This is a genomic window from Bacillus cereus group sp. N24, from assembly GCF_016483345.1.
GTDB classification, from domain to species: Bacteria; Bacillota; Bacilli; order Bacillales; family Bacillaceae_G; genus Bacillus_A; species Bacillus_A toyonensis.
This window is the reverse complement of the sequence record NZ_JAEHCA010000007.1, coordinates 1-21380: the sequence shown is the minus strand read 5'-3', so window position 1 is coordinate 21380 and position 21380 is coordinate 1. Positions and strand designations below refer to the sequence as shown.

Sequence of the window (21380 nt, the reverse complement as noted above, 5' to 3'; positions counted from 1 at the left end):
ATCTCTCCTGTATAAAAGGAGAGATGTTTTTTAATTCGTAATAATTTCTACACGAAAATTATTACCGTTCTTTACATATTTAATATCTGTAACAGTGCGGACAGTTTTTAAAAGCTCCACTTTTTCACCAATTCGAGGGATCGTCGGAACATTGTCCCAAATACCAAGCAAGTCATCTAATTGTGCTGTTTTTTCATAAAACCAGATTTTCAATGTAAAGCCCCTTTCTCGAACTTTATGTATTTTAATACATAATATATTATTTTTATTCTTTTTGTAAGGGGTTTTTAGATTTTTTGTGAATAAAGTGAAACTTTAATGAGTTGGAGTTTTATTCATCCTCACCGATTATTAACCTTCACCAATTGTGCGTTTACGGGTAGCCAGACTCCCTATTAACTTTTTGGCTGCAACTGAATTTTGAGGTGGGAGTTTTACTGCCAACAAATAGCGTGATAAAAATAAATTAATTTTCTGGGAAGATATGCTCAATGTCTGGAGTAAGAGATACTTCTGATAATACGATATGAGAAACTGTCGTTGCATATGAAGAAACATCATTGATAAATTCTTCAAGTTCAACGAGTGAAGGAACAGAAATTTTTACAATGTAGCATAAGCTTCCTGTTACTCGGTAACAAAAACTTGCAGATGGATAAGATTGGATAAACTGTTGCATACGTGTTGTATCACCATTTTTTAAAGTGATTTCTAAAATACAATCTAAAACAAGTCCTGCTTTTTTATAATCAATATCGATTGTGTATTTTTGAATAATTCCTTCACTTTCAAGTTTACGAACACGTTCTGTAGTAGACGGAGCGGATAAGTTTACTCGCTTTGCTAATTCGCGCATGGAAAGGCGACTATCATTATATAATTCATTTAAAATCTTTCGATCAACACGGTCTAGTTGCATTTGTAAATATACCTCCAGCAAAATGATAATTTTTGTAAAGAAAAAATATGAATTAAGATTCATATGAAATGTAAAGTGAACTTCATTTATTTTACAATAAAATAGAAGGAAATAGGAGGGGAAATGATGGAGAGAATTTCATTATCAAATGTAGGAGATACAAAGTTTCAAAAGTTATTAGGCCATAATCCAGATATATTACATTCGTGGAGTACGTTAGAGGATACACTGTACAATAAAGGAACACTTTCAGCAGAGTTGAAGGAGCAAGTGAGAAGAACATTAGCGTATGGGAATGAATGTCCGTATTGCATGGCAAAGGGAAGACCTGATGATGTGCAAAAGGCAGAGGAGATTAGTGTAGCCGTTACTTTTGCGCATACATTTGTTCATGATCGAAAGGCGATAGATGATAATATGTTTCATGTATTAAAACAATATTGGACGGAAAAAGAAATTGTAGAACTTTGTGCTTATATTTGTTTTATTACTGCGTCGCAGCAATTTGGTTTTGTATTTCAACTACAACCAAATTAAGGAGAAAATGATGATTAATCAAATAGCACTTATCATAATTGATGTACAAAAGGCGTTTCAATTACCATACTGGGGGGAGAGAAATAATCTTTTTGCTGAAGAAAATATGAAAAGTTTATTAGAAGAATGGAGAAGAAGGAAGCGACCAGTTTTTCATATTCAACATGTAAATAAAGAAAATGTTCAGTCGATGTTTTATCAACAAGCAGAAACAGTAAACTTTAAAGAAGAAGTGAAACCACTGCGAGATGAAATAATTATCCAGAAATCCGTTAATAGCGCGTTCATTGGGACAAATTTAGAAGAACAATTAAGAGAGAAAAAATGTAATACGGTAGTGATTGTAGGATTAACAACAAATCATTGTGTGGAGACTACAACACGGATGGCAGGTAATTTAGGATTTACAACGTATTTAGTGAGCGATGCGACGGCTACATTCAATCGGAAAGGTCTGGACGGGGCAGAGTATAGTGCAGAGGACATTCACAATATGACACTTGTAAACTTACATGATGAATTTGCTAAAATCGTTACGACTGAAGATATCTTAAAATTATTTTAAGAAAATAATTACGGAATTATGTAGAAAAAAATAAGAATATTTCGTATAATCTAAGTATAATCATTTTGAAAATAGGGGTGGCATCATATGGAGCAAATTTCAGTAAAGAAAATAGAAAAAGTACTCGTTTTAGCAGGTGAGGATAAACAAAAGCAAAAGGAATTTTATGAATTGCTCTTATCAACGGAGTTTTATGTTGCTGGTTCACTTGAAGCAGAAGACGGGGCAACGGAAGGAACACTTCGTTTGCGTCATTTCCAAGGAGAGGGTAGATGGATCGTTCCGTTCTTTACACAATTGAAATTTGTAAAAGATGTGTTGCCAGAAGGTACACCCCTTATTACGATACGTGGAAAGGAATTATTTGGTGGCATTGAGAAGGATGCAACAGCTGTATTAAATGTTGGTACTGATATAAGTAAAACATTTATTCCGGAAGAAATTGCAGATATCGCATCTGGACGAATTTTTAATTATTATAAGTAAAAGGAAAAGCTTAATCGCTTTTCCTTTTTAATTTAAACATTGAGTGTTACGCCTGAAGAAATAGAGAGTGTTTTATTATTTGTATTTATTGTTGCTGTAGCTCCAAGGGGAATACCGATATTTGGATTTATATGTCCAATCGGTAAACCGAATAGGACAGGTATATCATATGGCATGAAATATTCATATAATATTGTTTGCAATGATTGAGATGGTTTAGAAGGGGTGCAATCATGACAACTTGAAAAAATAACGCCATTGCATTCATTAAACTTTCCAGATAAAAGTAGTTGATTTAACATACGATCGATGCGGTACGGTTCTTCCCCGATATCTTCAAGCAATAAAAGTGTATTGGCTGTACTTATTTCATAGGGTGAACCAATTACACTCGTTAAAACAGCTAAATTCCCTCCAACTAATGTACCGGTAGCTGTACAGGCTGAGCTAGGTACGATACATTCTGATGCAGATAAGATAGAAGAATACGGGTGGAAGAGCTGATTGAAAGAAGATAAAGAGAGAGAATCTATACCTTTGCCTACTTCTTCAATCATCGGACCATGAAACGTAACAAGCTTTGCATAACGTGAAAAAGCAGTATGTAAAGCTGTAATATCGCTGTATCCCCAAAAAATTTTTGGATTTTGTTGAATGATTTCATATTGAATGTGAGGGAGAAGACGAGCGCTTCCGTAACCACCTCGTGCACAGAAAATTGCTTTTACTTCATTATTTGTAAAGGCTTCATGTATATCATCAAGACGAACTTGGTCACTTCCAGCTAAATACCCATACTTTTCATAAATACTCTTCCCAATTATTACGGATAATCCCATCTCTTGTAATACATTTACACCTTTTAATACACTTTCAATTGTAGGTGGACCAGACGGTGCAATAATCATTACTGTATCACCATGTTTTAACGCATTTGGATAAATCATTGTTTTCAGCCTCCTTCTCTTTCAATATATTCGCTTCATATGAAGTTCAACCCTTGTAAAAGAAGGGGAAAGCTTGTCAAATAAAGAAGATATAAGGGGGATAGGAGGGGAAATGATGTTCACAAGTCGAGTAATAGACATATTGCAAATTAAGTATCCCATCATTCAAGCAGGTATGGCGGGTGCCATTACAACGCCAGAACTTGTTGCAGCTGTAAGTAATAGCGGAGGATTAGGAACGCTTGGAGCAGGCTATATGAGCCCAGAACAAATTCGTAAAGCGATTTATAAAATAAGGGAACTAACAAATAAGCCTTTCGGTGTTAATTTACTGTTAACGAAAGAGGTGCAGATAGAAAAAGAGAAGATAAATGAGGCGAAAGTCTTACTTAATGGAGTGAATAGAGAGTTAGGTATTGAGGAAGAGGATGTAGTAAATCTTCCAAAAAGTTATAAAGAACAATTACAAGTGCTAGTAGAAGAAAAGGTACCGGTCGTTAGCTTTGCATTCCAAACGTTAGAACAAGAAGAAATAGATGAATTAAAAAGAAGAGGAATAAAAGTCATCGGAACAGCGACTCATGTAGCAGAAGCGAGAGCACTTGCCGAGCTAGGAGTAGATATTATCGCCGGGCAAGGTAGCGAAGCAGGAGGTCATAGAGGAACGTTTATCGGGAAAGAACAAGATGCAATGATTGGTACGTTTGCGTTAATTCCGCAGTTAGTAGCGGCAGTTCCGCATATCCCAATTGTTGCAGCAGGTGGTGTAATGAACGGACAAGGGCTTGTTGCGGCATTTGCGTTAGGGGCAGAAGCTGTTCAAATGGGATCAGCTTTTTTAACGAGTGAAGAAAGTATTACACATGACGTATATAAAGAGGCTGTATTAAAAAGTACAGATACGAGTACAATTGTAACTCGTGCGTTTTCCGGGAAATATGCACGGGGTATTCGTAATGAATTTATAGAGAGACACGAAGGAAAAGAAGAAGGGCTTCCGATGTATCCAGTGCAAAACGTATTAACTTCTAAAATACGCCAAGAAGCAGCGACGCAAAACAAGGGAGAATATATGTCACTTTGGGCGGGACAAGCATCAGCATTAGCAAGAATTGAGCCAGCTCAGCACGTAGTGGAGCGGGTCGTGAAAGAAGCAGAGGATGTAATGGAACAATTACAAAAATGTATATAGAAAAAGACCACTTGAATAATTCAAGCGGTCTTTTCATTAGTTTGCTTTATAAAATTGTTGGATGGCCTCGTCGATGTAAACCCAGCCTTTCCAACCTAAGTGCATATGATCTTTTAAGAAGTATTTATCATATTCATGGTTTGAGAAGTCGGCAATTGGATAACCAGCTTTCTCAATTTGCTCATGAACTTTCTTATAGTACGCTTCGCGGCGTTCTTTCGGGAATCCAGCGTAATCGTACCAAGGACCTTTTACAGGAACAGAAATGAAGAGTGGTTTTGCACCAGATTGTTTTAATAAATCAAGTACAAGTTGTAAGTCTTCATACTCTGGTGATTGGTCATAAGCATCATTTTTTAAGTAGCCTTCACGCTGCTTTAATTTCTTCTTAATTTTGCTATTGAAGTAATCGTCTTCAATACCGTATTCATTAGACCCTGATTCTGCTGCACCTGTTTGATCCGCATGTTTACGAGCTTCATCCCAGTTCATTTGTTTTAATGAAGGGTCAAGTTTTTCTTTATGCGGTTTAATATCAAACATTGCTGTAAATAAATCTTTACGATCTAAAATGTTACGATACACATAAGCGAAAGGTTTAGCAGCAAGTGCTTTTACTTTATGCTTTGTATCATCATAAGCGATACCTTCAAGCGAAACTTTAAGTAAAGTTTCTTTCTTAACGATCTCAAAGTTTAATAAACGCTTTGCAATTTGTTTTTTCATTTCAGGCTTTAAGTCATCATTGAAAAGGAAATGATAGCCTTGTTGTTTTGAAAAGTTAGGTGCAAAGTGTGTTTCATCAATACCTTGTGGCACAAACCATTGCGGAGAAAGAACGAATACCATTTTCTTGTCTTTCAATTGATCCATTGTAGATGCAAAGTTTAATACGTGTACAAGGTCTTGTGTTCCGCCGCGTCCAAGAAGGAATGGTGTGAACCCTTCAGGCTTTACTTTGAAATAATTTGATGGATGGAAAGCATCCATACGTGCGAATTCCGATGAACCGTACATCGGAAGATATTTCGGATCTGCTAACATCTTTTGCTGTAAAATCATACTTTGAATCTTTTCTTCTTTCAAAGAAGTTGCAGCTTGTTCTACTTTTTCATCACTTAAAAGTGGAAGTAGGAAGCGCGTCGGAATAAGTAAGAATACAGCAAAAAGGGCCAATGCTAAAAGCATCGGACCAAATTTTGCTTTGTTCATCGGATTTCTTCCAACTTCTTAATAACCATGTTTGGTGTAGCCCACTCGTCACGGTCAAAATCAGAAATAGAAACTTCAATATCTAAACGCTCTTGGAATTCAACTAATAAAGATACTACAGCGAAAGAATCAAGAATACCTTCTTCAAATAATTGAACATCTAAGTTTTCTTTCACAATATCGTTTTCACATACTTCTTCTAAAATATCTAATACTTGCTCTTTGAATTCTGCCATTTTTAAAATCTCCTTTATATCCGAATATATTATATGTGCAACTTCTTAATATAATAAGAAGGGTGCATTAAAAGTATCTGTTAAGGTGTCCAGAGAAAATAAGGAAACCGAAACATACAACGTGGAACGTAATCACAATCGCAAGGACGTGTGTAAATTTATTGTTTGGCCAAAACTTATGCTTCTTGTTTTTTCGTTCGAAAATATCGAATAGAATAAACAGTGCGGCATGATATAGACCATAAATAACATACTGCGCAACAGCGCTTCCTTGGATGTGCCAAATTCCCATAATGAAGAAGTTTAAAAATGCACCGATATACGAAATAGTGTAACGGTTCTTAATTAACTTTTTCTTCGTTGCAAAAAAGACGAAACGCATGTAAATAAAGTCACGGAACCAGAATGATAAACTCATGTGCCAGCGGTTCCAGAAGTCTTTAATGTTACGACTAAGGAATGGCTTATTAAAGTTTTCAGGCGTTTTAATTCCCATCATGTAACTGATACCAATTACGAACGCACTATAACCTGCAAAGTCAAAGAATAATTGCATGCTAGTAGCGTACATGAAAATCGCATTAGATAAAAGTGTATCTTGATTGGCGAATACTGCCTTTACAAGATATGTTGTTATCAAGTGCGCGATTATAAATTTATACAGAAAACCTTGGAAAATACGGTTAAGCCCTGTATATAGTAACTTTTGATATTCCTCAGCACTAGGTGGCTTTTGGATATCTTTTTGGAATCTACGGTAACGATCGATAGGTCCACTTGAAATCGCAGGGAAGAATAAAACAAACTCCCAGAAATTAAAGAAGGAAAGTTCTTTAATTAAATTATCACGAACTTCAAAGACCATTTGTACAGCTCTAAATGTTACGTAAGACATACCTGCGAAAACAATAAAATGCAATTCAGGTACAAATGGTGCGATTTTTGCCAAAATAAGTGGCAAAATCGATAAAATAACAGCTATACAAAACATGAATGTACTATTATTTTGTTTTCTTAAAATTAAATAGCCTTTAATAAGGGCATATTGCCAAATAATAAATGCGGCTAACATAATCGCTTGCTTTGGTTTATCCGAGAAGATAATAGCAATCATGACTAATGTTAAAACGGCATTATATTTACGCAACATTTTACCTTTTAATCCAGCTATGATAGTAGGTATTAATAAAATGCCCACTATAGCGAAAAAATAAAATGATCCATATGCGGTCATGCTGTAACCTCACTCAATAATTTTTTGCGATCTACCTTTCCATTTGGTGTCATTGGAATAGAAGATTGATACATGAATTTACGTGGAATCATGTAGTTTGGTAATCGCTCATTGAGTTCTTTTTTAATTGCAGATGTTAATTTGAATTCTTTTTCAAACGAATGTTCTCCAGGAACAACAACCGCTAATAAATAATCGTATTTCTCACCTTTTTTAATCGGAACAATAACTGCTCCTTCTACGTAAGAACACGCACGAAGATGATGCTCAATTTCTTCTAATTCCATTCGATAACCATGAAGCTTAATTTGGAAATCAAGACGACCATTATAGAATAGAAGACCATTTTCTACATAGCCAGCATCGCCTGTTTTATAGGCGCGCTCACCGTCAATCATAGTAAATGCTTTTTCTGTTAATTCAGGGCTTCCTAAATATCCAACGCTTACACTTGGACCGACAATTACGATTTCACCTTTTTCACCATCAGGTGCAATTGTACCATCTTCTTTCATAATAAGAAGGCGACAGTCTGATTTACAGTAGCCAACTGGAAGTGATTTGTATTGATCAAGCACTTCTTCTGTAACGTGAATACCTGTTACAGCAACAGTAGCTTCTGTTGGACCGTACGTATTCATAATCGTTGCTTTCGGGAAACGCTCAATTAGTTTTCTAGCCACTTCATTTGGTAACACTTCACCGCAGAATAAGAATGTTTTCATGTTTGGTAGCATACTCTCAGAGAAAGATGCTTCCATTAAACACATTTCAGCGAAAGATGGTGTTGAAGTCCATACTTGAGTATCCGATTGCTCTAGAGAAGCAAACAAGTCTTTTGGACGTGCAATCATATCTTTATCGATTGCCCAAAGTGTACCGCCTGTTACTAATGATGGGTAAATATCCATTACAGATAAATCGAATGAGAAAGGTGCTTGGTTTAAGAATACTTGCCCTGTTTGTAAGTTGAAATCTTCTACAGCCCATTTTGTAAAGCTAACAAGGCAGTTATAAGTAATCTGAACCCCTTTCGGATTACCTGTACTTCCTGATGTGTAAATAATGTAGAAGTTCTCATCACCTTTTACCGCATGTTCAGGATTTGGAATGTTCCCTTTATGAGTAAAGAAAATATCTTTTAAGTTGTCTTCACTTACGATGCGAACTGGTAAATCAGTTACAGTTACTTCTGCAGCTGATAAAAGTAATTTCGCACCAGAATTTTCAGCGATACGTTGTACGCGATCAGCTGGGATAGATAAATCTACAGGAATGTAAGCATGTCCAGCTTTTACACACCCTAAAAAGTTTATAATCATTTCAGGTTGCATATGGCCATACACCATAATTGGTGAACGATCATCTGGATATTCAGAAGAAATCCAATGTGCTAACGCATCAGAATCTTCCTTTAATTGTTTGTACGTAATTTTCGCATCTCGCCAAACAAAAGCGGTTTGATCAGGCGTTTCTGCAGCCCACTTTTCAATTTGTTCTAATAACTTCATAACGTTCCCACCCTAGAATTCATTGTAAATAAATGTACTTGTGTTTGTATCATGGAATCCATACAACCAAAGTAATGCAAATAAAATTGCAAGATAATAAACCGTCTTTGCAACCCATTGTGTGAGTGGTCGAGACCATATCTCTTTTAATCTTTCCATGTCTTTCCCTCTCTTAATGAAATAATAGCTCTTTGTAGGTATCATGTCCTACATTATTGTGAAAAAAACAAAATTCCACATTTTAGGTAAAAATAAGACAAAAGGCTCTTTTCTGATATTAGCACTAAATACTAAAAAAGAAAATCCCTAACTTAGCAATTATATTACATTCGGCATGAATTTGTAATGGGTTTGACATGTAAATAGAAAGTGGATTGTATGAATACATAAAAGTGGATTGTGAGAAGGCGTGAAAAATATAATATTTGTTTTTTCATGCAATCAACAAAGGCTGAGTAAACTTTAAATTTCTAGCTCTTTTTTAAAAGGAGGAAATTATCATGAATAGAGTGTGGAAGAGTCTTATTTCAGAAGAAAATATTATGAAATGGAGACGGCATTTTCATAAGTATCCGGAATTATCGTTTCATGAAAAAGAAACTTCGCAATTTATATATGATACGTTATGTACATTTTCTTCTTTTGAAGTAACAAGGCCAACGAAATACAGTGTTTTAGCAATTAAAAGGGGTGTGGAACAAGGTAAAGTAGTTGCGATTCGAGCTGATATTGATGCTTTACCAATTCAAGAGGAGACAAGTAAATCTTATACATCTGTTCATAAAGGAAGGATGCATGCGTGTGGGCATGATGCACATGCGGCTATTTTGTTAAGTACAGCAGAGGCGCTGTCAAATATGAAGGAAGAGTTTGTAGGGGAAATTCGTCTATTCTTTCAGCATGCAGAAGAGGTATATCCTGGTGGTGCTAGGGAAATGGTTGAGGCGGGTGTGATGGACGGTGTTGATTATGTAATAGGTTTACATGTTATGTCTGGATTGGAAAGCGGGAAGATAGGAATTGTATATGGGCCGATGATGGCAGCGCCAGACGTATTTACAGTTGAAATTCACGGTAAAGGAGGGCATGCAGCGCGGCCAGAAGAAACGATAGACCCTATTGCTATTGGAGCGCAGATTATTACAAATTTACAACATATCGTATCAAGAAATACAAGTGCTTTTATGCAGAGGGTAGTTTCAGTTACGCAATTTCATGGGGGAGAGGCTGACAATATTATTCCCAATACGGCAACTTTAATGGGAACTGTGCGTTCTTTTAATCAAACGTTAAGATTGGAAGCAGAAGAGAAAATTGAACAAATCGTGAAAGGAATTACAAAAGCACATGGAGGGGATTACACATATACGTATCGTTACGGATATGATCCTGTTATTAATAATGAATATATTACAAAAGTGGTAGAAGAAAGTGCACTATATTTGTTCGGGAATGAGCGTGTTGTGAAGCTTGAACCTTCTATGGGGGGAGAAGATTTTTCAGCATATTTAAGAAAAGCACCGGGTTGCTTCATTAAATTGGGGACGAGGAATCAAGAGGATAATACTTGTTATCCGCACCATCATCCAAAATTTGATGTAGATGAATCAGCTTTAATTTATGGAGTGGAATTATTTTTAGAGGCGGCCATAAGACTACTAAAATCATAGGTGCATATAAAAAAAGGCAACTGCGCTCTATCGCAGTTGCTTTTATTTCTTTCCGTCAGAGAGGGCTGAGAAAGAACTATGCTCATTTATAGTATATGAATAGCTAACGGACAAGCTTGTACATTTTAATCATTTTTTTAAAAATAGTTATTGACTTTGATAATCAATTTCAATTAATCTAATGTTACAGTTGAAATTGATAATTATTATCAATAGAGTGGATGCGACATGTTAATGAGAAAAAAATATCACCTTCTGCGAAGGGGATTAAAAAATAAAAATAAAGATGTTGATCAGCATATGGAATGGCAACGGAATGTAATTCGTTCTGAATATGTAGATGAGAAGAATAAAATGCAAACAGAAAAAGCGATACATAGTAAAGGGAGAGATTCAGTTGAGTAAGCTAGTAATGATTTATGCAAGTATGAGTGGAAATACAGAGGAAATGGCAGATCATATTGCAGGCGCCATTCGTGAAACAGAGAATGAGATTGAAGTTATTGATATTATGGATTCACCAGAAGCTTCTATATTAGAACAGTATGATGGTATTATTTTAGGCGCTTATACTTGGGGAGACGGGGATCTTCCAGACGACTTCTTAGATTTTTATGATGCAATGGATTCTATTGATTTAACTGGTAAAAAAGCAGCGGCATTCGGTTCTTGTGATTCGGCTTATCCAAAATACGGAGTAGCGGTTGATATTTTAATAGAAAAGCTGCAGGAACGCGGAGCAGCAGTTGTGTTAGAAGGACTAAAAGTAGAATTAACGCCAGAAGATGAAGATGTAGAAAAATGTTTACAGTTTGGAGCTGAATTCGTAAAACACCTTTCTTAATGGCAGAAGGGAGATGAAGAGCAATTGCATGAGAAAATCGCAATAAAAACGATGACAGATTATCATTTGTATGATTTTATGCGTTGTCCACATAAATTTTATTTCCGTCATATAAAAAGAAGAGAACCTTCTTCATTTGAATGGCAACAAATAGCACAAATGATTGTGAATCAAATTATTAATGAGTATTACACGCTACCTGCGAGCCAACAAACGAAAATTGTACTTTTAATATTAATAGAAAAGTATTGGAAAAAGGTAAGGATTAGTATGTTTGCTTCGAAGACGGAGTACTATATTGTATTAGCAAAGCTAACTGATCACTTATTACAGTTTGTTGAAAGAGATGATAGTCAGACGCCACCATTGTTTTTGTATGAGAAGTTTCAAACATATATGGAAGAGTTAGGTGTCCACATGTCATTGACATTTGAAGTTGGTGAGTGGAGTACAGAGTCATTTGTAATTAAAAAATATGTTATTGATGCGGATGAGGAAATGCTAGCTCTTTGTCAGAAGTTAATGACAGTATTCAGTTATAAAGCTTTCGGCATTCTTCCAGGGAAAATTGAAATTATTAATTTAATAGAAGGAACTAAGTATGAATACATTCCGAAACAGGAAGATATTATAACTGGAATGGATGATTTATTTAGAATGAAAGAAATGTTACAGCAACCTGAGCACTATACAGAGCGTCATTTTCGTTCAGAGTGTACGAGTTGTGCTTTTCGTAGTGAATGCCAGGGAGAAGAAGTAAAGGAAGAAGCGAAGCAGAAGGAAAATATCGTACATTAAAGGATGCAAATTTGCATCCTTTTTGTTATTGACATGAAAAGCTTTTCATCATTTACGGTATATTTGTAGCAGATTTTAATGCGGGCTAATAATCAGTGGGGGATGCCCCCGCTGATTAAAGTTTCACTTTATAAGAGGAGGAATAATCAATGAAAGATGAAACGAAAGTATTTCAATGGTTAAAAGAACAAAATGCTCCTTTTGGAATTCAACTGCAAATTTTACAGGCATTTCAATTGTACAAAGTTATTGTTGAAATGGATAAAAAGTTAATGATGTATGAGGAGAAAGAATATAGGGAGAGAATTTAATCTCGTCCCTGTAATATCGCTTTTAGCTGTTCTGTATCTGCTATGAATTTAAGCGCATTCTTTGTTTCAAAGTTATAAATAATATTATGTAGTAAAGGGCTGTATTGATAAAAACTAGTGATACGGTGAATGAGTAATGGATCGTGGTGAGAAATAATTGTACTGTATTGTTCGTATACAGATGTAGTAAATTCACGTCCGAAATCATAATAGAGCCCGGCAAAATCAAAGGCAGGATCTCCAATTTGAGCATCACCAAAATCGATAATCCCTGAAATATTCTTGTTCTGCTTATTAAATAAAATGTGATGATGTGTAAAATCGGCGTGAATAATTGTATTTTGAAAAGTGGATGTAGCTATACAGGCAAAGAAATTTTCGAATAAATGATGTAAGGCTGATTTCTGTAATGAAGTAAACATGTTAGTAAGATACTGATTTAATTTTGTTTGTAGCTCTTTCCAGTAGGTAATTGTTTTTTCAATTGGAAATCCTAACGTTGTAACTTGTTTTACAGGAATATTATGTAGTGCCACAAGGAAAGTAGCTAATTGTGTAATGATTGCTTTCAATTCTTTTTTCTCTAGTGTGGTAACTATTTCTTTTTGTAACGGTTCACCATGAATGAGAGTATAGTAACTACAAAGCGGAATAGTATCAGTATCCTTTTTATATAATAGGTGATACTTTGGAACCTCAATTTCTTGTAGCGAATGAGAGAGAAGTGTGCATAGTTTTTTTTCTAACGGAATTCGTTTAGCATATTCCTGTTTTCGTGGAAAACGAAACAGTAGGTCGTCATTAATTATAACCGCTATATTATCCCATCCTTCTTCACTTTGTTTATATGAATGTATAGAAAGATTAGGCAGAGCCTGTTTTATATACTGTTTGTAAGAGTCCATAATCGTTCCTCGTTTCTAAGTGAAAATTCTGATATTCCATTTTATAATATCAGAATTTTCATTCTATATGTTAATATGTAACTAACATTATGAATAGGGATGGGGTGTATGGTGAAGAAAAGAATAGTAATCATTTCTATATGTATCGCTTTTGGTTTGTTTTGGTCATATAAAGAGGCGGTTTTCGCTACCTTTAAATCGATAGATCAGTACGAGTTAAATAAGGAATTAAAGAATAAAAGTATAGAAACTTTAACTCATAAAGAAATGAAACAGGTAGGAGAGCACTTTGTGACAGCACAATTATCAGTGTTTGAGTTTCATAATAAAGAAGATGTGAAGCGAAAAGGCGAAGAGATATTTGTAAGTAGGGGATATGAACAATTAATACAAAATTATTATCCAAATCGTTTTCGAGATTTAGAGTATAAATTTACAAACGAGGAGATACGTGAAGTGACGGATGAGAGTTTTCTCTATCATGCTGTAGCGTATGTTGCGGGTACTGAAAATGGTAAGAGAAGTGAAATGAAAGTAAATTATGACGTGAAAGTTGTAAAGGTTAATAATATATTTAGGGTGCTCGAACAAAAGCAGTACGTACAATAAAGTGAAACTTTAATCAGTAAGGTGTTCACTCTTACTGTCCACAAATAGCGGGATAAAAAGCCCCCTCGAGGAGTAGAGGGGGTTAAAGATTTTCATTTTGTTGACCAAGTTCTTTTTGAGCAATGTATACATTTCCTTGCTCCACTTGTTTCTGTGTATAAACAGAATCGCCTACATATCCTTTTTCCGTTTTCACAGTTCTTTTTGAGTGATTTGAATCTTGTTTCTTCATATAATATGTCACCTTTCCTTAAAAATAGACGAAAATAATGAGTACGAGTAATACAGCAGCGAAAATAGTAATACCCATTAAAAACGAAGCGTTTTTATATTTAGGTGGTTTATGTATATCTTGCTGGTATCCAGGTGAGATTTCAGGGGCGAATTCTTCATCGAATGATTGATCTGTTTCTTTTTCGTCCATATGATATGTATCCACCTTTCTTTTTCATTATGTTATACGTTACAAGAAAAAATATGCATAAAGAAAACAGCCGCTCTAGCGTTAGCGGCTGTTTTGTGTTGTATATTTTCTTTGAACTTGGAAGAGACGGATTAGAAGGAAGCTAGCACCAAATGCTAGACCGATAATAAGACCAATCCAATATCCTTTTGCTGCCCAGTCAGTGTACGTTGCTAATATGTAACCGAGAGGGAGACCGATTACCCAATAAGCGACTAATGTCATAATTAACGCAACATTTACGTCTTTGTAACCACGTAGTGCTCCTTGTACAGGAGTTGCAATTGCATCTGAAATTTGAAATAAAATCGCAAATATAAGGAACTCTTTTGCTAAATGGTGAACATTTGCATCTGTCGTATAAATAGATGCAATTTCATCATCAAAGAAATAAAGAAGAATCGAATAGAAAAGAGCGAAAGCAAGGGCTAATCCAATGCCGATAAATCCATATTGTTTTGCGTTATCATATCGTTTTGCTCCAACTTCAAATCCAACTGCTATCGTCATTGCCATTGCTAAACTTAAAGGAGTCATATATAACAAGGAAGCGAAGTTCATAGCTGCTTGATGCGCTGCAATTGTTGTCGTACTAAAGTTACTCATCATTAGTGTAACTGCAGCGAAAATACTCGTTTCAAAAAAGATAGCAAATCCGATAGGGACGCCAAGTTTTAAAAATGATTTCCAACTCGAAAGAGAAGGACGATATAACTGTTTAAAAATATTAAAAGATGCGAATGGCTCTTTCGTACGAATAATAATGACGGTAATAATTAAAATGCACCAATAGGTTGCTGCAGAAGCAATTGCTGCACCGACACCACCGAGTTTAGGGAAACCAAAGTTCCCAAAAATTAATACATAATTTAATACTACGTTAATCGGTAATGATAGTAATGTAATGATCATCGTTGTTCGAGTTTTTCCTAATGCATCAATAAATCCACGCAAAACAGTATAAGTAAATAATGGGATAACTCCAATCGCGATAATACTTAAAAATTGTGCTGCAATACGTTCAACAGGTTCTTCTAATCGCATGCCATTTAAAATAGGTGGAACAACGAAGAAGCCAATAAGGATAACAACGAAGCTAGCGCAAACTGCTAAATAAACTGCTTGTATGACAACGTGAGGAACATCCTCTTTTTTCTTGGATCCAATGAGTTGGGCAACAATAGGAGTAGTAGCCATTAAAACCCCTGTTAATCCTGTACTAACTGGGAGCCATATACTCGTTCCGATAGCCACACCTGCTAAATCAATTGGACTGGCATGTCCGGACATTGTCGTATCAAAAAAGCTCATTGCAAATAATGACATTTGGGTTACGAAAATCGGGAAGAATAGTAATACAAAGTGTTTTAGCTTTTGTGAGAATGAAGTAGTTTCTTTCATAAAATCCCCTTTCCGATAAAAAAACAATCCTTCCTATCATACAATTTAATCAAAAAATAAAAAAGAAATACGCACCAGTATATATAAAAGCAATAAAAAAAGGATGCACATTGAAAAGGGATAAGGTATTATGATAAGGTGTGAAAAAATTACATATTCGTTATTAAGGAGGCACTACTCGTGGCTGATTGGTTAATTGGAATAATCATGGGTGCTGTTGAAGGTTTAACAGAATTTTTACCAGTTTCATCAACAGGGCATATGATTTTAACAGGTCATTTACTTGGATTTGACGACGAGAGAGCGAAAGTTTTCGAAGTTGTTATTCAATTGGGATCGATTTTAGCAGTTGTTGTTATATTTTGGAAGCGTTTATGGTCTTTAGTTGGCATAGGTAAAGTAACAGACGGACCGTCGTTGAATTTATTACATATTATTATTGGGATGATTCCTGCTGGCATACTTGGCGTATTATTCCATAGTACAATTAAAAAAGTTTTATTTGGTCCAGGACCAGTTGTCGTTAGCTTAGTAGCTGGTGGTATTTTAATGATTGTTGCTGAGAAATTTTCAAAACCAAGTACAGCAAGAACGTTAGATGAAATCACATATAAACAAGCATTTACAATTGGAATGTTCCAATGTTTAGCGCTTTGGCCAGGGTTCTCTCGTTCTGGATCAACAATAAGTGGTGGTTTATTAGCTCGCGTGTCTCATACAGCAGCAGCTGAATATACGTTCATTTTAGCAGTTCCAATGATGGTGGCTGCAAGTGGTTTAGATTTAATTAAAAGTTGGGATATATTAAGTACGGCTGATATACCGTTATTTGCAACAGGATTTATTACAGCATTTGTTGTTGCGATGTTTGCAATTGTTTCATTCTTAAAATTATTAGCACGTGTAAAACTAACACCGTTTGCTTACTATCGTTTCATTTTAGCTGCGGTATTCTATTTCTTCTTCATTATGTAAGAAGAAATCACCAGAAATACCCTATAGATTAGACGCTTGAAAAAGTCTACTCTATAGGGTATTTCTTTTATAGCAGGAGAAAATAAAGTTTTTGCTCTCATTTACTTGTATTTCACTATGTAAAATATGACATAATGATTTTGTTACATTAATATAGAGAAAATTTATAGGGTATTTGAGAGGAGCAGTTTAGTGAGTTTTGCAATAGAGATAGTAATTCCGGCACCAATTGATGTTGTGTTTGATTATGTACATAATGACGAGAAAATACTAGAATGGAGTACCTTTATGGTAGAAAATAGGTATCCTTCAAATATAGATGTTGAAAAACCTCGTGAAGGTGATAAATATATATCTGTGCAAAAGATGGGGAAGAAAATATATGAATTTGAGGCGGAAATTTTAGAGTATGATGAACCGTATATCGTATCAGTTGGATGTGAAATGAAACAAGGTTATACTGCTGCAACTTATATGTTAGAAGAGGATGAAGAAGGTACATCGCTTACTTTAATCGTAGAATTTGAACCGAAGAACTTTATATATAAGATTATGTACAAGTTGACTGGATGGATGACGCGTGCGGTATATATGGGTGAGATGGAGCGTTTAGCAGAGTGCGTAGATGTTGCATATTCTCAGAAAAAAAGATTATGATTTTGCAAAAAAAAACTGCCGATTTCGGCAGTTTTTTTATTTTACTATTTTTTCAATCATACTTTCCATTACATGTTCCCAAAGAGAAGTATCATCAGCTAATGTAGCACGGAAATTAGCATACATTTCTTTCTGTTTTTCTTCGAATGTTGGATCTTCTTTTTCAGGCAATGTAGCGCGCATTGAAGTTACTAATTCTTGTACTTTTGGAGCGCGTGGTCCAAAGACAGCTTGTTCATTTCCGTCTTTATCAATGAAAATAAAGATTGGAATTGCACGTGCTGTTCCATTTGTTAAGTATTGATCCATTAATTCTAAGTTTTCATCACGAATTAATAAGCTCATATCAATATTTGCAACTTCAGAAATTCGTTTCATAACAGGTACGCATAAAAGAGCGTCTCCGCACCAATCGGCTGTTAATACGATAACACGCCAGCCATCATTTTGGCGTTCTTCTAAAACTGGGAGTAATTCATTTGGAATTAAAAAGTTATTGTAAATATGTAATAGCTCATATTGGTTTACTTTCATTTCATTTACATATGTATCAAAGGATATACCTTTATCAGCCCATTGTTGTAAGTTCATAATTAACACCTCTTTAGTATGATTTGCTTTTATTGTACCAATTTTTATATAGAAAAGCTTGTATTCTTACTCTTTCTTATCACTAAATAATATATTTAGTGTGTAAAGGAATAGTGCGACACATAGTTCAGCTATGTTGGACATTTGTACGCTCTCTATCCAGTCGTCGGCAGTATGAATGACGAACCAATCTAGTGTAATTTCAATAATGGAGAGAAGAGCAATTGAGAGTCAATTTGGCATACTTGTCATCATTGGCTGTAGGAGCGATTTAAAGAAAATGAATATAAAATATGTAATACCATCTAATAAAAGAATAAGTAAAAAAAGAGTAGTATAGCTGTTCGTGAAGAGTATTCTATACCCGTAATTTGAAAGATTCCTACATATACAAAAAATATAAATGTAAAAAATGTAATGAGAATAAAAACAACAAAACTAATAACGATAGTCCTATCTTTTAGACTGAGATTAGAAAATTTGTCTTCCTCACTCACTACTTAAACTCCTTTTTCTGGAAAATCAAGTTCATTGTATCACGAAATGCATATTAAAAAACTACGAATTATGGGAAAATAAGGTGACAAAAAGTAAGATTTCATGTAAAATTATTAATAAGGTTTTTATTTAATCAAATGAAATAAAAGGGGCTGTCAAAGTTGTCTCAAAATAGAGAACAATTAATGGAAGAACTATCGACAAATGTTTTTGCGATGTTTCGCACGTTGCGTAATGACATTGGAAAAATATTTGGTGGTTACATACCGTGGAATGAGTTCATCGTCCTTAGAATATTGAATCGTACAAATAAAGAAATGGTATCACGTGTCGCTAATGAGTTAAATGTGTCGAATAGTCATATTACAGCTGTTACAGAAAAATTAATTAATAAAGGTTTCGTAACCCGTTCACGTTCTACATCAGATCGCCGAGTTGTATATTTAGAGATTACAGAACAAGGGAAAGATTTAGTTGCGAAAATGGAAGAGGCGAAAAAACGATACTTACAAGAAAGATTTTCCGCACTTTCAGAAGATGAAATGAATGTAATGATTTCTATTTCCCAAAAACTTATTTAATTAATTACAAATAAGAAAACGTTTACCTAGTGAAAAAGAAGACCTTCCTTATATGTGGAAGGTCTTCTTTCTTGTGTAATAGCTTATAAAAATAAAATGTGTATGAAAAAAGATAGAGCGCCATACTACTAATAATGGAAGGAGGGAGAAATATGACGAATCGTAATGGTAGTAAAGGAAGCGCGAATCAAGGTTCACCAAAATCAGGAAAGTTTAATCAGGAATTTAGTACTGAATTTGAAACTGGTAACGATAATAAAGGGAAAGAATATCGTTCAAAAAAAGGAAGTAAATCAAAAAAGGAGTGAATCATTTCACTCCTTTTTTGATTTAAGATGCTGCCGATTGATCTGTATTATATTTTTCTTCTGATTTTGCGACAATCATTGCGCAAATTGCATCACCGGAAATATTTACAGCTGTTCTAGACATATCTAGGATGCGATCAATACCGATAATTAAAGCAATACCTTCTACTGGTAGGTTTACTTGATTTAAAACCATTGTAAGCATTACAAGTCCAACACCTGGTACACCAGCAGTGCCGATACTAGCTAGTACAGCAGTTAATACGACCATGGCTAATTGTGCTAATGTAAGTTCAACTCCGTACACTTGAGCGATAAATACAGTTGCCACACCTTGCATAATGGCAGTGCCATCCATATTAATCGTTGCACCTAGTGGTTGTACAAAGGAGCTTATCGCTTTTGGAACTCCAAGTTTTTCTTGTGCCGTTTTCATTGCGAATGGAAGAGATGCATTAGAGCTAGATGTACTAAATCCAATTGCCATTACTGGTCCGAAATGTTTAAAGAAACGAATAATACTTTCTTTTGCTAATATCTTTAATAAGCCGCCATATATGAAGACACCGTGAATAATGAGTACTAACATAACGACTATCATATACTTGAACATCGCAGCGACGCCTGCAAGCCCCATTTTACCAACGGATGAAGCAAGCAAACCAAATGTTCCAATTGGGGCTAATTTCATAACGAGATTAACAAGATACATCATTAATTCGTTGCCCTGTTCAAGTAATGAATGGATACCTTGAACTCGTTTTCCTAAAACAGCTAAACCGAGTCCGATTAATGCAGCAAAGGCAATAATTTGTAACATGTTACCATCAGCCATCGCTTTAGCTGGATTATCTGGCACAATATTCAGCAATGTATCGACGAAAGATGTTTCAGTTTTTGCACCTTCATACGTAAGCCCGTCTGTTTTAAAGTTACCGCCAGTTCCTGGTTTGATGATAAGTGCAAATGTCACTGCAATAGAGATAGCAACTGCTGTTGTGACGAGAAAGAATGAAATTGATTTTAAACCGATTCTTCCAAGTTGTTTCGGATCTCCAAGACCAGCAGCCCCTAGTACGATGGAAATGAATACAACAGGAACAACTAGCATTTTAATGAGTCGAATAAACAGTTGGCCAATTGGGTTAAACACATATTGATTTAAAGGTTCAAAAATAGATGGTGCAGCTAAATTTAAAGTGAGTCCAACAATTAGACCAAGAAACAATGCAAGTAAGATCGCTTTTGTTTGCTTCAATAAAATCCCCCCTTGTTTTTGTACAATTACTTTCTAAATGAATTGTACCGAAAAAATCCCTGTTTTGACAATATTTTCTGAATATTTCGCAAGGTTTTATTTGTTTTTGTATGAATAGTCTGATTTTCCTGTAGTTTATAGAAAGAATAAATTTCAGAAAATAAAATAGACCATCACATAGGATGGTCAAAGGAAGGGGACAATTTATGTCAATTTAATTAGGGATGGAAGCTATTCAGAGACACTGGGGAATGTCTTAAATTAGGGAGGAACAGCTTCGATACATATACTATAAAAGATAGATGTGACCCTCGTGTGAATATAGAGTGAAAGAGAGAGGGAGTTTAAAAAAGGATAGAAAGACAAAAAAATAAGACCATCGTATAAAAGATGGTCAAAGGAAGGGGACAATTTATGTCAATTTAATTAGGGATGGAAGCTATTCAAAGACACTGGGGAATGTCTTAAATTAGGGAGGAACAGCTTCGATACATATACTATAAAAGATAGATGTGACCTTCGTGTGAACATAGAGTGAAAGAGAGAGGGAGTTTAAAAAAGGATAGAAAGACAAAAAAATAAGACCATCACATAGGATGGTCAAAGGAAGGGGACAATTTATGTCAATTTAATTAGGGATGGAAGCTATTCAAAGACACTGGGGAATGTCTT

27 protein-coding genes and 2 pseudogenes are annotated in these 21380 nt (G+C 35.0%); 14 read left to right on the top strand and 15 right to left on the bottom strand.

Annotated features, from left to right (window positions below; translation table 11 throughout):
- Positions 1-30 precede the first annotated feature (30 nt).
- Positions 31-213 (bottom strand): DUF3913 family protein, encoded by a 183-nt coding sequence (locus JDS95_RS12680; RefSeq protein ID WP_000707110.1) that lies wholly within the window; start codon positions 211-213, stop codon positions 31-33.
- A gap of 253 nt (positions 214-466) precedes the next feature.
- A complete protein-coding gene (locus tag JDS95_RS12675) occupies positions 467-919 on the bottom strand; it encodes an Lrp/AsnC family transcriptional regulator (RefSeq protein ID WP_001175506.1) in 453 nt (150 codons plus the stop codon).
- A gap of 126 nt (positions 920-1045) precedes the next feature.
- On the opposite strand from JDS95_RS12675, the gene JDS95_RS12670 reads away from it, so the two are divergent.
- From JDS95_RS12670 to JDS95_RS12660, 3 genes are all read left to right on the top strand, one after another.
- Positions 1046-1456: a carboxymuconolactone decarboxylase family protein gene (locus JDS95_RS12670; protein ID WP_000439731.1), complete on the top strand. Its 411-nt coding sequence runs from the start codon at positions 1046-1048 to the stop codon at positions 1454-1456.
- A 10-nt stretch (positions 1457-1466) separates the two neighbouring features.
- A complete protein-coding gene (locus tag JDS95_RS12665) occupies positions 1467-2021 on the top strand; it encodes a cysteine hydrolase family protein (protein WP_000609833.1) in 555 nt (184 codons plus the stop codon).
- Positions 2022-2108: 87 nt separating this feature from the next.
- Positions 2109-2507, top strand: a complete 399-nt coding sequence (locus JDS95_RS12660) for an SseB family protein (RefSeq protein WP_000435260.1) — start codon at positions 2109-2111, stop codon at positions 2505-2507.
- A 32-nt stretch (positions 2508-2539) separates the two neighbouring features.
- Here the strand turns inward: JDS95_RS12660 and JDS95_RS12655 are convergent, their stop codons facing one another.
- Complete coding sequence (locus tag JDS95_RS12655) at positions 2540-3454, bottom strand: S66 peptidase family protein (protein ID WP_199690531.1); 915 nt, start codon at positions 3452-3454, stop codon at positions 2540-2542.
- A gap of 115 nt (positions 3455-3569) precedes the next feature.
- Here JDS95_RS12655 and JDS95_RS12650 point away from each other — a divergent pair.
- A pseudogene (locus JDS95_RS12650) lies at positions 3570-4665 on the top strand (NAD(P)H-dependent flavin oxidoreductase).
- A 17-nt stretch (positions 4666-4682) separates the two neighbouring features.
- On the opposite strand, the gene dltD reads toward JDS95_RS12650, so the two are convergent.
- The 5 genes from dltD to JDS95_RS12625 all read right to left on the bottom strand — a co-directional run bounded on the left by dltD (position 4683) and on the right by JDS95_RS12625 (position 8998).
- Positions 4683-5858, bottom strand: coding sequence for a D-alanyl-lipoteichoic acid biosynthesis protein DltD (dltD, locus tag JDS95_RS12645; protein ID WP_001030274.1), 1176 nt, complete (start codon positions 5856-5858; stop codon positions 4683-4685).
- Entirely contained in the window at positions 5855-6094 is a 240-nt protein-coding gene (gene dltC / locus JDS95_RS12640) for a D-alanine--poly(phosphoribitol) ligase subunit DltC (RefSeq protein ID WP_000807310.1), read from the bottom strand. Before dltC ends, dltD begins: the two co-directional genes overlap by 4 nt.
- A 67-nt stretch (positions 6095-6161) precedes the next feature.
- Positions 6162-7328: a D-alanyl-lipoteichoic acid biosynthesis protein DltB gene (gene dltB / locus JDS95_RS12635; RefSeq protein ID WP_000127922.1), complete on the bottom strand. Its 1167-nt coding sequence runs from the start codon at positions 7326-7328 to the stop codon at positions 6162-6164.
- Entirely contained in the window at positions 7325-8839 is a 1515-nt protein-coding gene (gene dltA / locus JDS95_RS12630) for a D-alanine--poly(phosphoribitol) ligase subunit DltA (RefSeq protein ID WP_000770500.1), read from the bottom strand. Before dltA ends, dltB begins: the two co-directional genes overlap by 4 nt.
- 12 nt (positions 8840-8851) lie before the next feature.
- Positions 8852-8998 (bottom strand): teichoic acid D-Ala incorporation-associated protein DltX, encoded by a 147-nt coding sequence (locus JDS95_RS12625; protein ID WP_000440293.1) that lies wholly within the window; start codon positions 8996-8998, stop codon positions 8852-8854.
- A gap of 341 nt (positions 8999-9339) precedes the next feature.
- Between JDS95_RS12625 and JDS95_RS12620 the strand changes: the two genes are divergently transcribed.
- The 5 genes from JDS95_RS12620 (at position 9340) to JDS95_RS12600 (ending at position 12462) form a co-directional block, all read left to right on the top strand.
- Complete coding sequence (locus JDS95_RS12620; RefSeq protein ID WP_085449994.1) at positions 9340-10509, top strand: M20 metallopeptidase family protein; 1170 nt, start codon at positions 9340-9342, stop codon at positions 10507-10509.
- A gap of 228 nt (positions 10510-10737) precedes the next feature.
- Positions 10738-10914, top strand: a complete 177-nt coding sequence (locus JDS95_RS12615; protein ID WP_000929017.1) for a hypothetical protein — start codon at positions 10738-10740, stop codon at positions 10912-10914.
- Complete coding sequence (locus JDS95_RS12610; RefSeq protein ID WP_000041161.1) at positions 10907-11353, top strand: flavodoxin; 447 nt, start codon at positions 10907-10909, stop codon at positions 11351-11353. The genes JDS95_RS12615 and JDS95_RS12610 overlap by 8 nt, the downstream gene beginning before the upstream one ends.
- Before the next feature lie 24 nt (positions 11354-11377).
- A complete protein-coding gene (locus tag JDS95_RS12605; protein ID WP_000544543.1) occupies positions 11378-12151 on the top strand; it encodes a hypothetical protein in 774 nt (257 codons plus the stop codon).
- A gap of 149 nt (positions 12152-12300) precedes the next feature.
- A complete protein-coding gene (locus tag JDS95_RS12600; protein WP_000651091.1) occupies positions 12301-12462 on the top strand; it encodes a hypothetical protein in 162 nt (53 codons plus the stop codon).
- Here JDS95_RS12600 and JDS95_RS12595 read toward each other — a convergent pair.
- Positions 12459-13367: an aminoglycoside phosphotransferase family protein gene (locus tag JDS95_RS12595; protein ID WP_000379019.1), complete on the bottom strand. Its 909-nt coding sequence runs from the start codon at positions 13365-13367 to the stop codon at positions 12459-12461. The two genes, JDS95_RS12600 and JDS95_RS12595, sit on opposite strands and share 4 nt — an antisense overlap.
- A gap of 99 nt (positions 13368-13466) precedes the next feature.
- On the opposite strand from JDS95_RS12595, the gene JDS95_RS12590 reads away from it, so the two are divergent.
- On the top strand, positions 13467-13976 hold the full coding sequence (locus JDS95_RS12590; protein WP_002038211.1) for a hypothetical protein: 510 nt from the start codon (positions 13467-13469) through the stop codon (positions 13974-13976).
- Positions 13977-14058: 82 nt separating this feature from the next.
- Here JDS95_RS12590 and JDS95_RS12585 read toward each other — a convergent pair whose 3' ends face one another.
- The 3 genes from JDS95_RS12585 to JDS95_RS12575 all read right to left on the bottom strand — a co-directional run bounded on the left by JDS95_RS12585 (position 14059) and on the right by JDS95_RS12575 (position 15840).
- Positions 14059-14208 (bottom strand): hypothetical protein, encoded by a 150-nt coding sequence (locus tag JDS95_RS12585; RefSeq protein WP_000743730.1) that lies wholly within the window; start codon positions 14206-14208, stop codon positions 14059-14061.
- 18 nt (positions 14209-14226) lie between these two features.
- Positions 14227-14400 (bottom strand): hypothetical protein, encoded by a 174-nt coding sequence (locus tag JDS95_RS12580; protein ID WP_000343564.1) that lies wholly within the window; start codon positions 14398-14400, stop codon positions 14227-14229.
- 81 nt (positions 14401-14481) lie between these two features.
- The gene (locus JDS95_RS12575; RefSeq protein WP_000665536.1) at positions 14482-15840 is read right to left on the bottom strand and encodes an MATE family efflux transporter; all 1359 of its coding nucleotides are present in this window, start codon (positions 15838-15840) and stop codon (positions 14482-14484) included.
- Between the two features lie 180 nt (positions 15841-16020).
- Here JDS95_RS12575 and uppP point away from each other — a divergent pair, with 180 nt between their 5' ends.
- Both uppP and JDS95_RS12565 read left to right on the top strand, forming a co-directional pair.
- A complete protein-coding gene (uppP, locus tag JDS95_RS12570; protein WP_000796247.1) occupies positions 16021-16815 on the top strand; it encodes a bacitracin resistance undecaprenyl-diphosphatase in 795 nt (264 codons plus the stop codon).
- Between the two features lie 192 nt (positions 16816-17007).
- Entirely contained in the window at positions 17008-17472 is a 465-nt protein-coding gene (locus JDS95_RS12565; RefSeq protein ID WP_000006430.1) for an SRPBCC family protein, read from the top strand.
- Positions 17473-17508: 36 nt separating this feature from the next.
- Here JDS95_RS12565 and JDS95_RS12560 read toward each other — a convergent pair whose 3' ends face one another.
- Positions 17509-18096 carry a thioredoxin family protein gene (locus tag JDS95_RS12560; RefSeq protein ID WP_134853366.1) on the bottom strand — a complete coding sequence of 196 codons (588 nt, stop codon included), beginning with the start codon at positions 18094-18096 and terminating at the stop codon, positions 17509-17511.
- A 33-nt stretch (positions 18097-18129) separates the two neighbouring features.
- Positions 18130-18560, bottom strand: a pseudogene (locus JDS95_RS12555) (YrvL family regulatory protein).
- A 162-nt stretch (positions 18561-18722) separates the two neighbouring features.
- Here JDS95_RS12555 and JDS95_RS12550 point away from each other — a divergent pair.
- The gene (locus JDS95_RS12550) at positions 18723-19142 is read left to right on the top strand and encodes a MarR family winged helix-turn-helix transcriptional regulator (RefSeq protein ID WP_000081437.1); all 420 of its coding nucleotides are present in this window, start codon (positions 18723-18725) and stop codon (positions 19140-19142) included.
- 152 nt (positions 19143-19294) lie between these two features.
- On the top strand, positions 19295-19450 hold the full coding sequence (locus JDS95_RS12545) for a hypothetical protein (protein WP_000184925.1): 156 nt from the start codon (positions 19295-19297) through the stop codon (positions 19448-19450).
- Between the two features lie 22 nt (positions 19451-19472).
- On the opposite strand, the gene JDS95_RS12540 is transcribed toward JDS95_RS12545, so the two are convergent.
- A complete protein-coding gene (locus JDS95_RS12540) occupies positions 19473-20708 on the bottom strand; it encodes a dicarboxylate/amino acid:cation symporter (protein WP_000814824.1) in 1236 nt (411 codons plus the stop codon).
- Positions 20709-21380 lie beyond the last annotated feature (672 nt).

What these genes read in the sequence shown, in the direction of transcription:
- JDS95_RS12675 (WP_001175506.1), bottom strand. Translation starts at nt 919, where the DNA reads ATGCAACTAGACCGTGTTGATCGAAAGATTTTAAATGAATTATATAAT.
- JDS95_RS12670 (WP_000439731.1), top strand. Translation starts at nt 1,046, where the DNA reads ATGGAGAGAATTTCATTATCAAATGTAGGAGATACAAAGTTTCAAAAG.
- JDS95_RS12665 (WP_000609833.1), top strand. Translation starts at nt 1,467, where the DNA reads ATGATTAATCAAATAGCACTTATCATAATTGATGTACAAAAGGCGTTT.
- JDS95_RS12660 (WP_000435260.1), top strand. Translation starts at nt 2,109, where the DNA reads ATGGAGCAAATTTCAGTAAAGAAAATAGAAAAAGTACTCGTTTTAGCA.
- JDS95_RS12655 (WP_199690531.1), bottom strand. Translation starts at nt 3,454, where the DNA reads ATGATTTATCCAAATGCGTTAAAACATGGTGATACAGTAATGATTATT.
- dltD (WP_001030274.1), bottom strand. Translation starts at nt 5,858, where the DNA reads ATGAACAAAGCAAAATTTGGTCCGATGCTTTTAGCATTGGCCCTTTTT.
- dltC (WP_000807310.1), bottom strand. Translation starts at nt 6,094, where the DNA reads ATGGCAGAATTCAAAGAGCAAGTATTAGATATTTTAGAAGAAGTATGT.
- dltB (WP_000127922.1), bottom strand. Translation starts at nt 7,328, where the DNA reads ATGACCGCATATGGATCATTTTATTTTTTCGCTATAGTGGGCATTTTA.
- dltA (WP_000770500.1), bottom strand. Translation starts at nt 8,839, where the DNA reads ATGAAGTTATTAGAACAAATTGAAAAGTGGGCTGCAGAAACGCCTGAT.
- JDS95_RS12625 (WP_000440293.1), bottom strand. Translation starts at nt 8,998, where the DNA reads ATGGAAAGATTAAAAGAGATATGGTCTCGACCACTCACACAATGGGTT.
- JDS95_RS12620 (WP_085449994.1), top strand. Translation starts at nt 9,340, where the DNA reads ATGAATAGAGTGTGGAAGAGTCTTATTTCAGAAGAAAATATTATGAAA.
- JDS95_RS12615 (WP_000929017.1), top strand. Translation starts at nt 10,738, where the DNA reads ATGTTAATGAGAAAAAAATATCACCTTCTGCGAAGGGGATTAAAAAAT.
- JDS95_RS12600 (WP_000651091.1), top strand. Translation starts at nt 12,301, where the DNA reads ATGAAAGATGAAACGAAAGTATTTCAATGGTTAAAAGAACAAAATGCT.
- JDS95_RS12595 (WP_000379019.1), bottom strand. Translation starts at nt 13,367, where the DNA reads ATGGACTCTTACAAACAGTATATAAAACAGGCTCTGCCTAATCTTTCT.
- JDS95_RS12590 (WP_002038211.1), top strand. Translation starts at nt 13,467, where the DNA reads ATGGGGTGTATGGTGAAGAAAAGAATAGTAATCATTTCTATATGTATC.
- JDS95_RS12585 (WP_000743730.1), bottom strand. Translation starts at nt 14,208, where the DNA reads ATGAAGAAACAAGATTCAAATCACTCAAAAAGAACTGTGAAAACGGAA.
- JDS95_RS12580 (WP_000343564.1), bottom strand. Translation starts at nt 14,400, where the DNA reads ATGGACGAAAAAGAAACAGATCAATCATTCGATGAAGAATTCGCCCCT.
- JDS95_RS12575 (WP_000665536.1), bottom strand. Translation starts at nt 15,840, where the DNA reads ATGAAAGAAACTACTTCATTCTCACAAAAGCTAAAACACTTTGTATTA.
- JDS95_RS12545 (WP_000184925.1), top strand. Translation starts at nt 19,295, where the DNA reads ATGACGAATCGTAATGGTAGTAAAGGAAGCGCGAATCAAGGTTCACCA.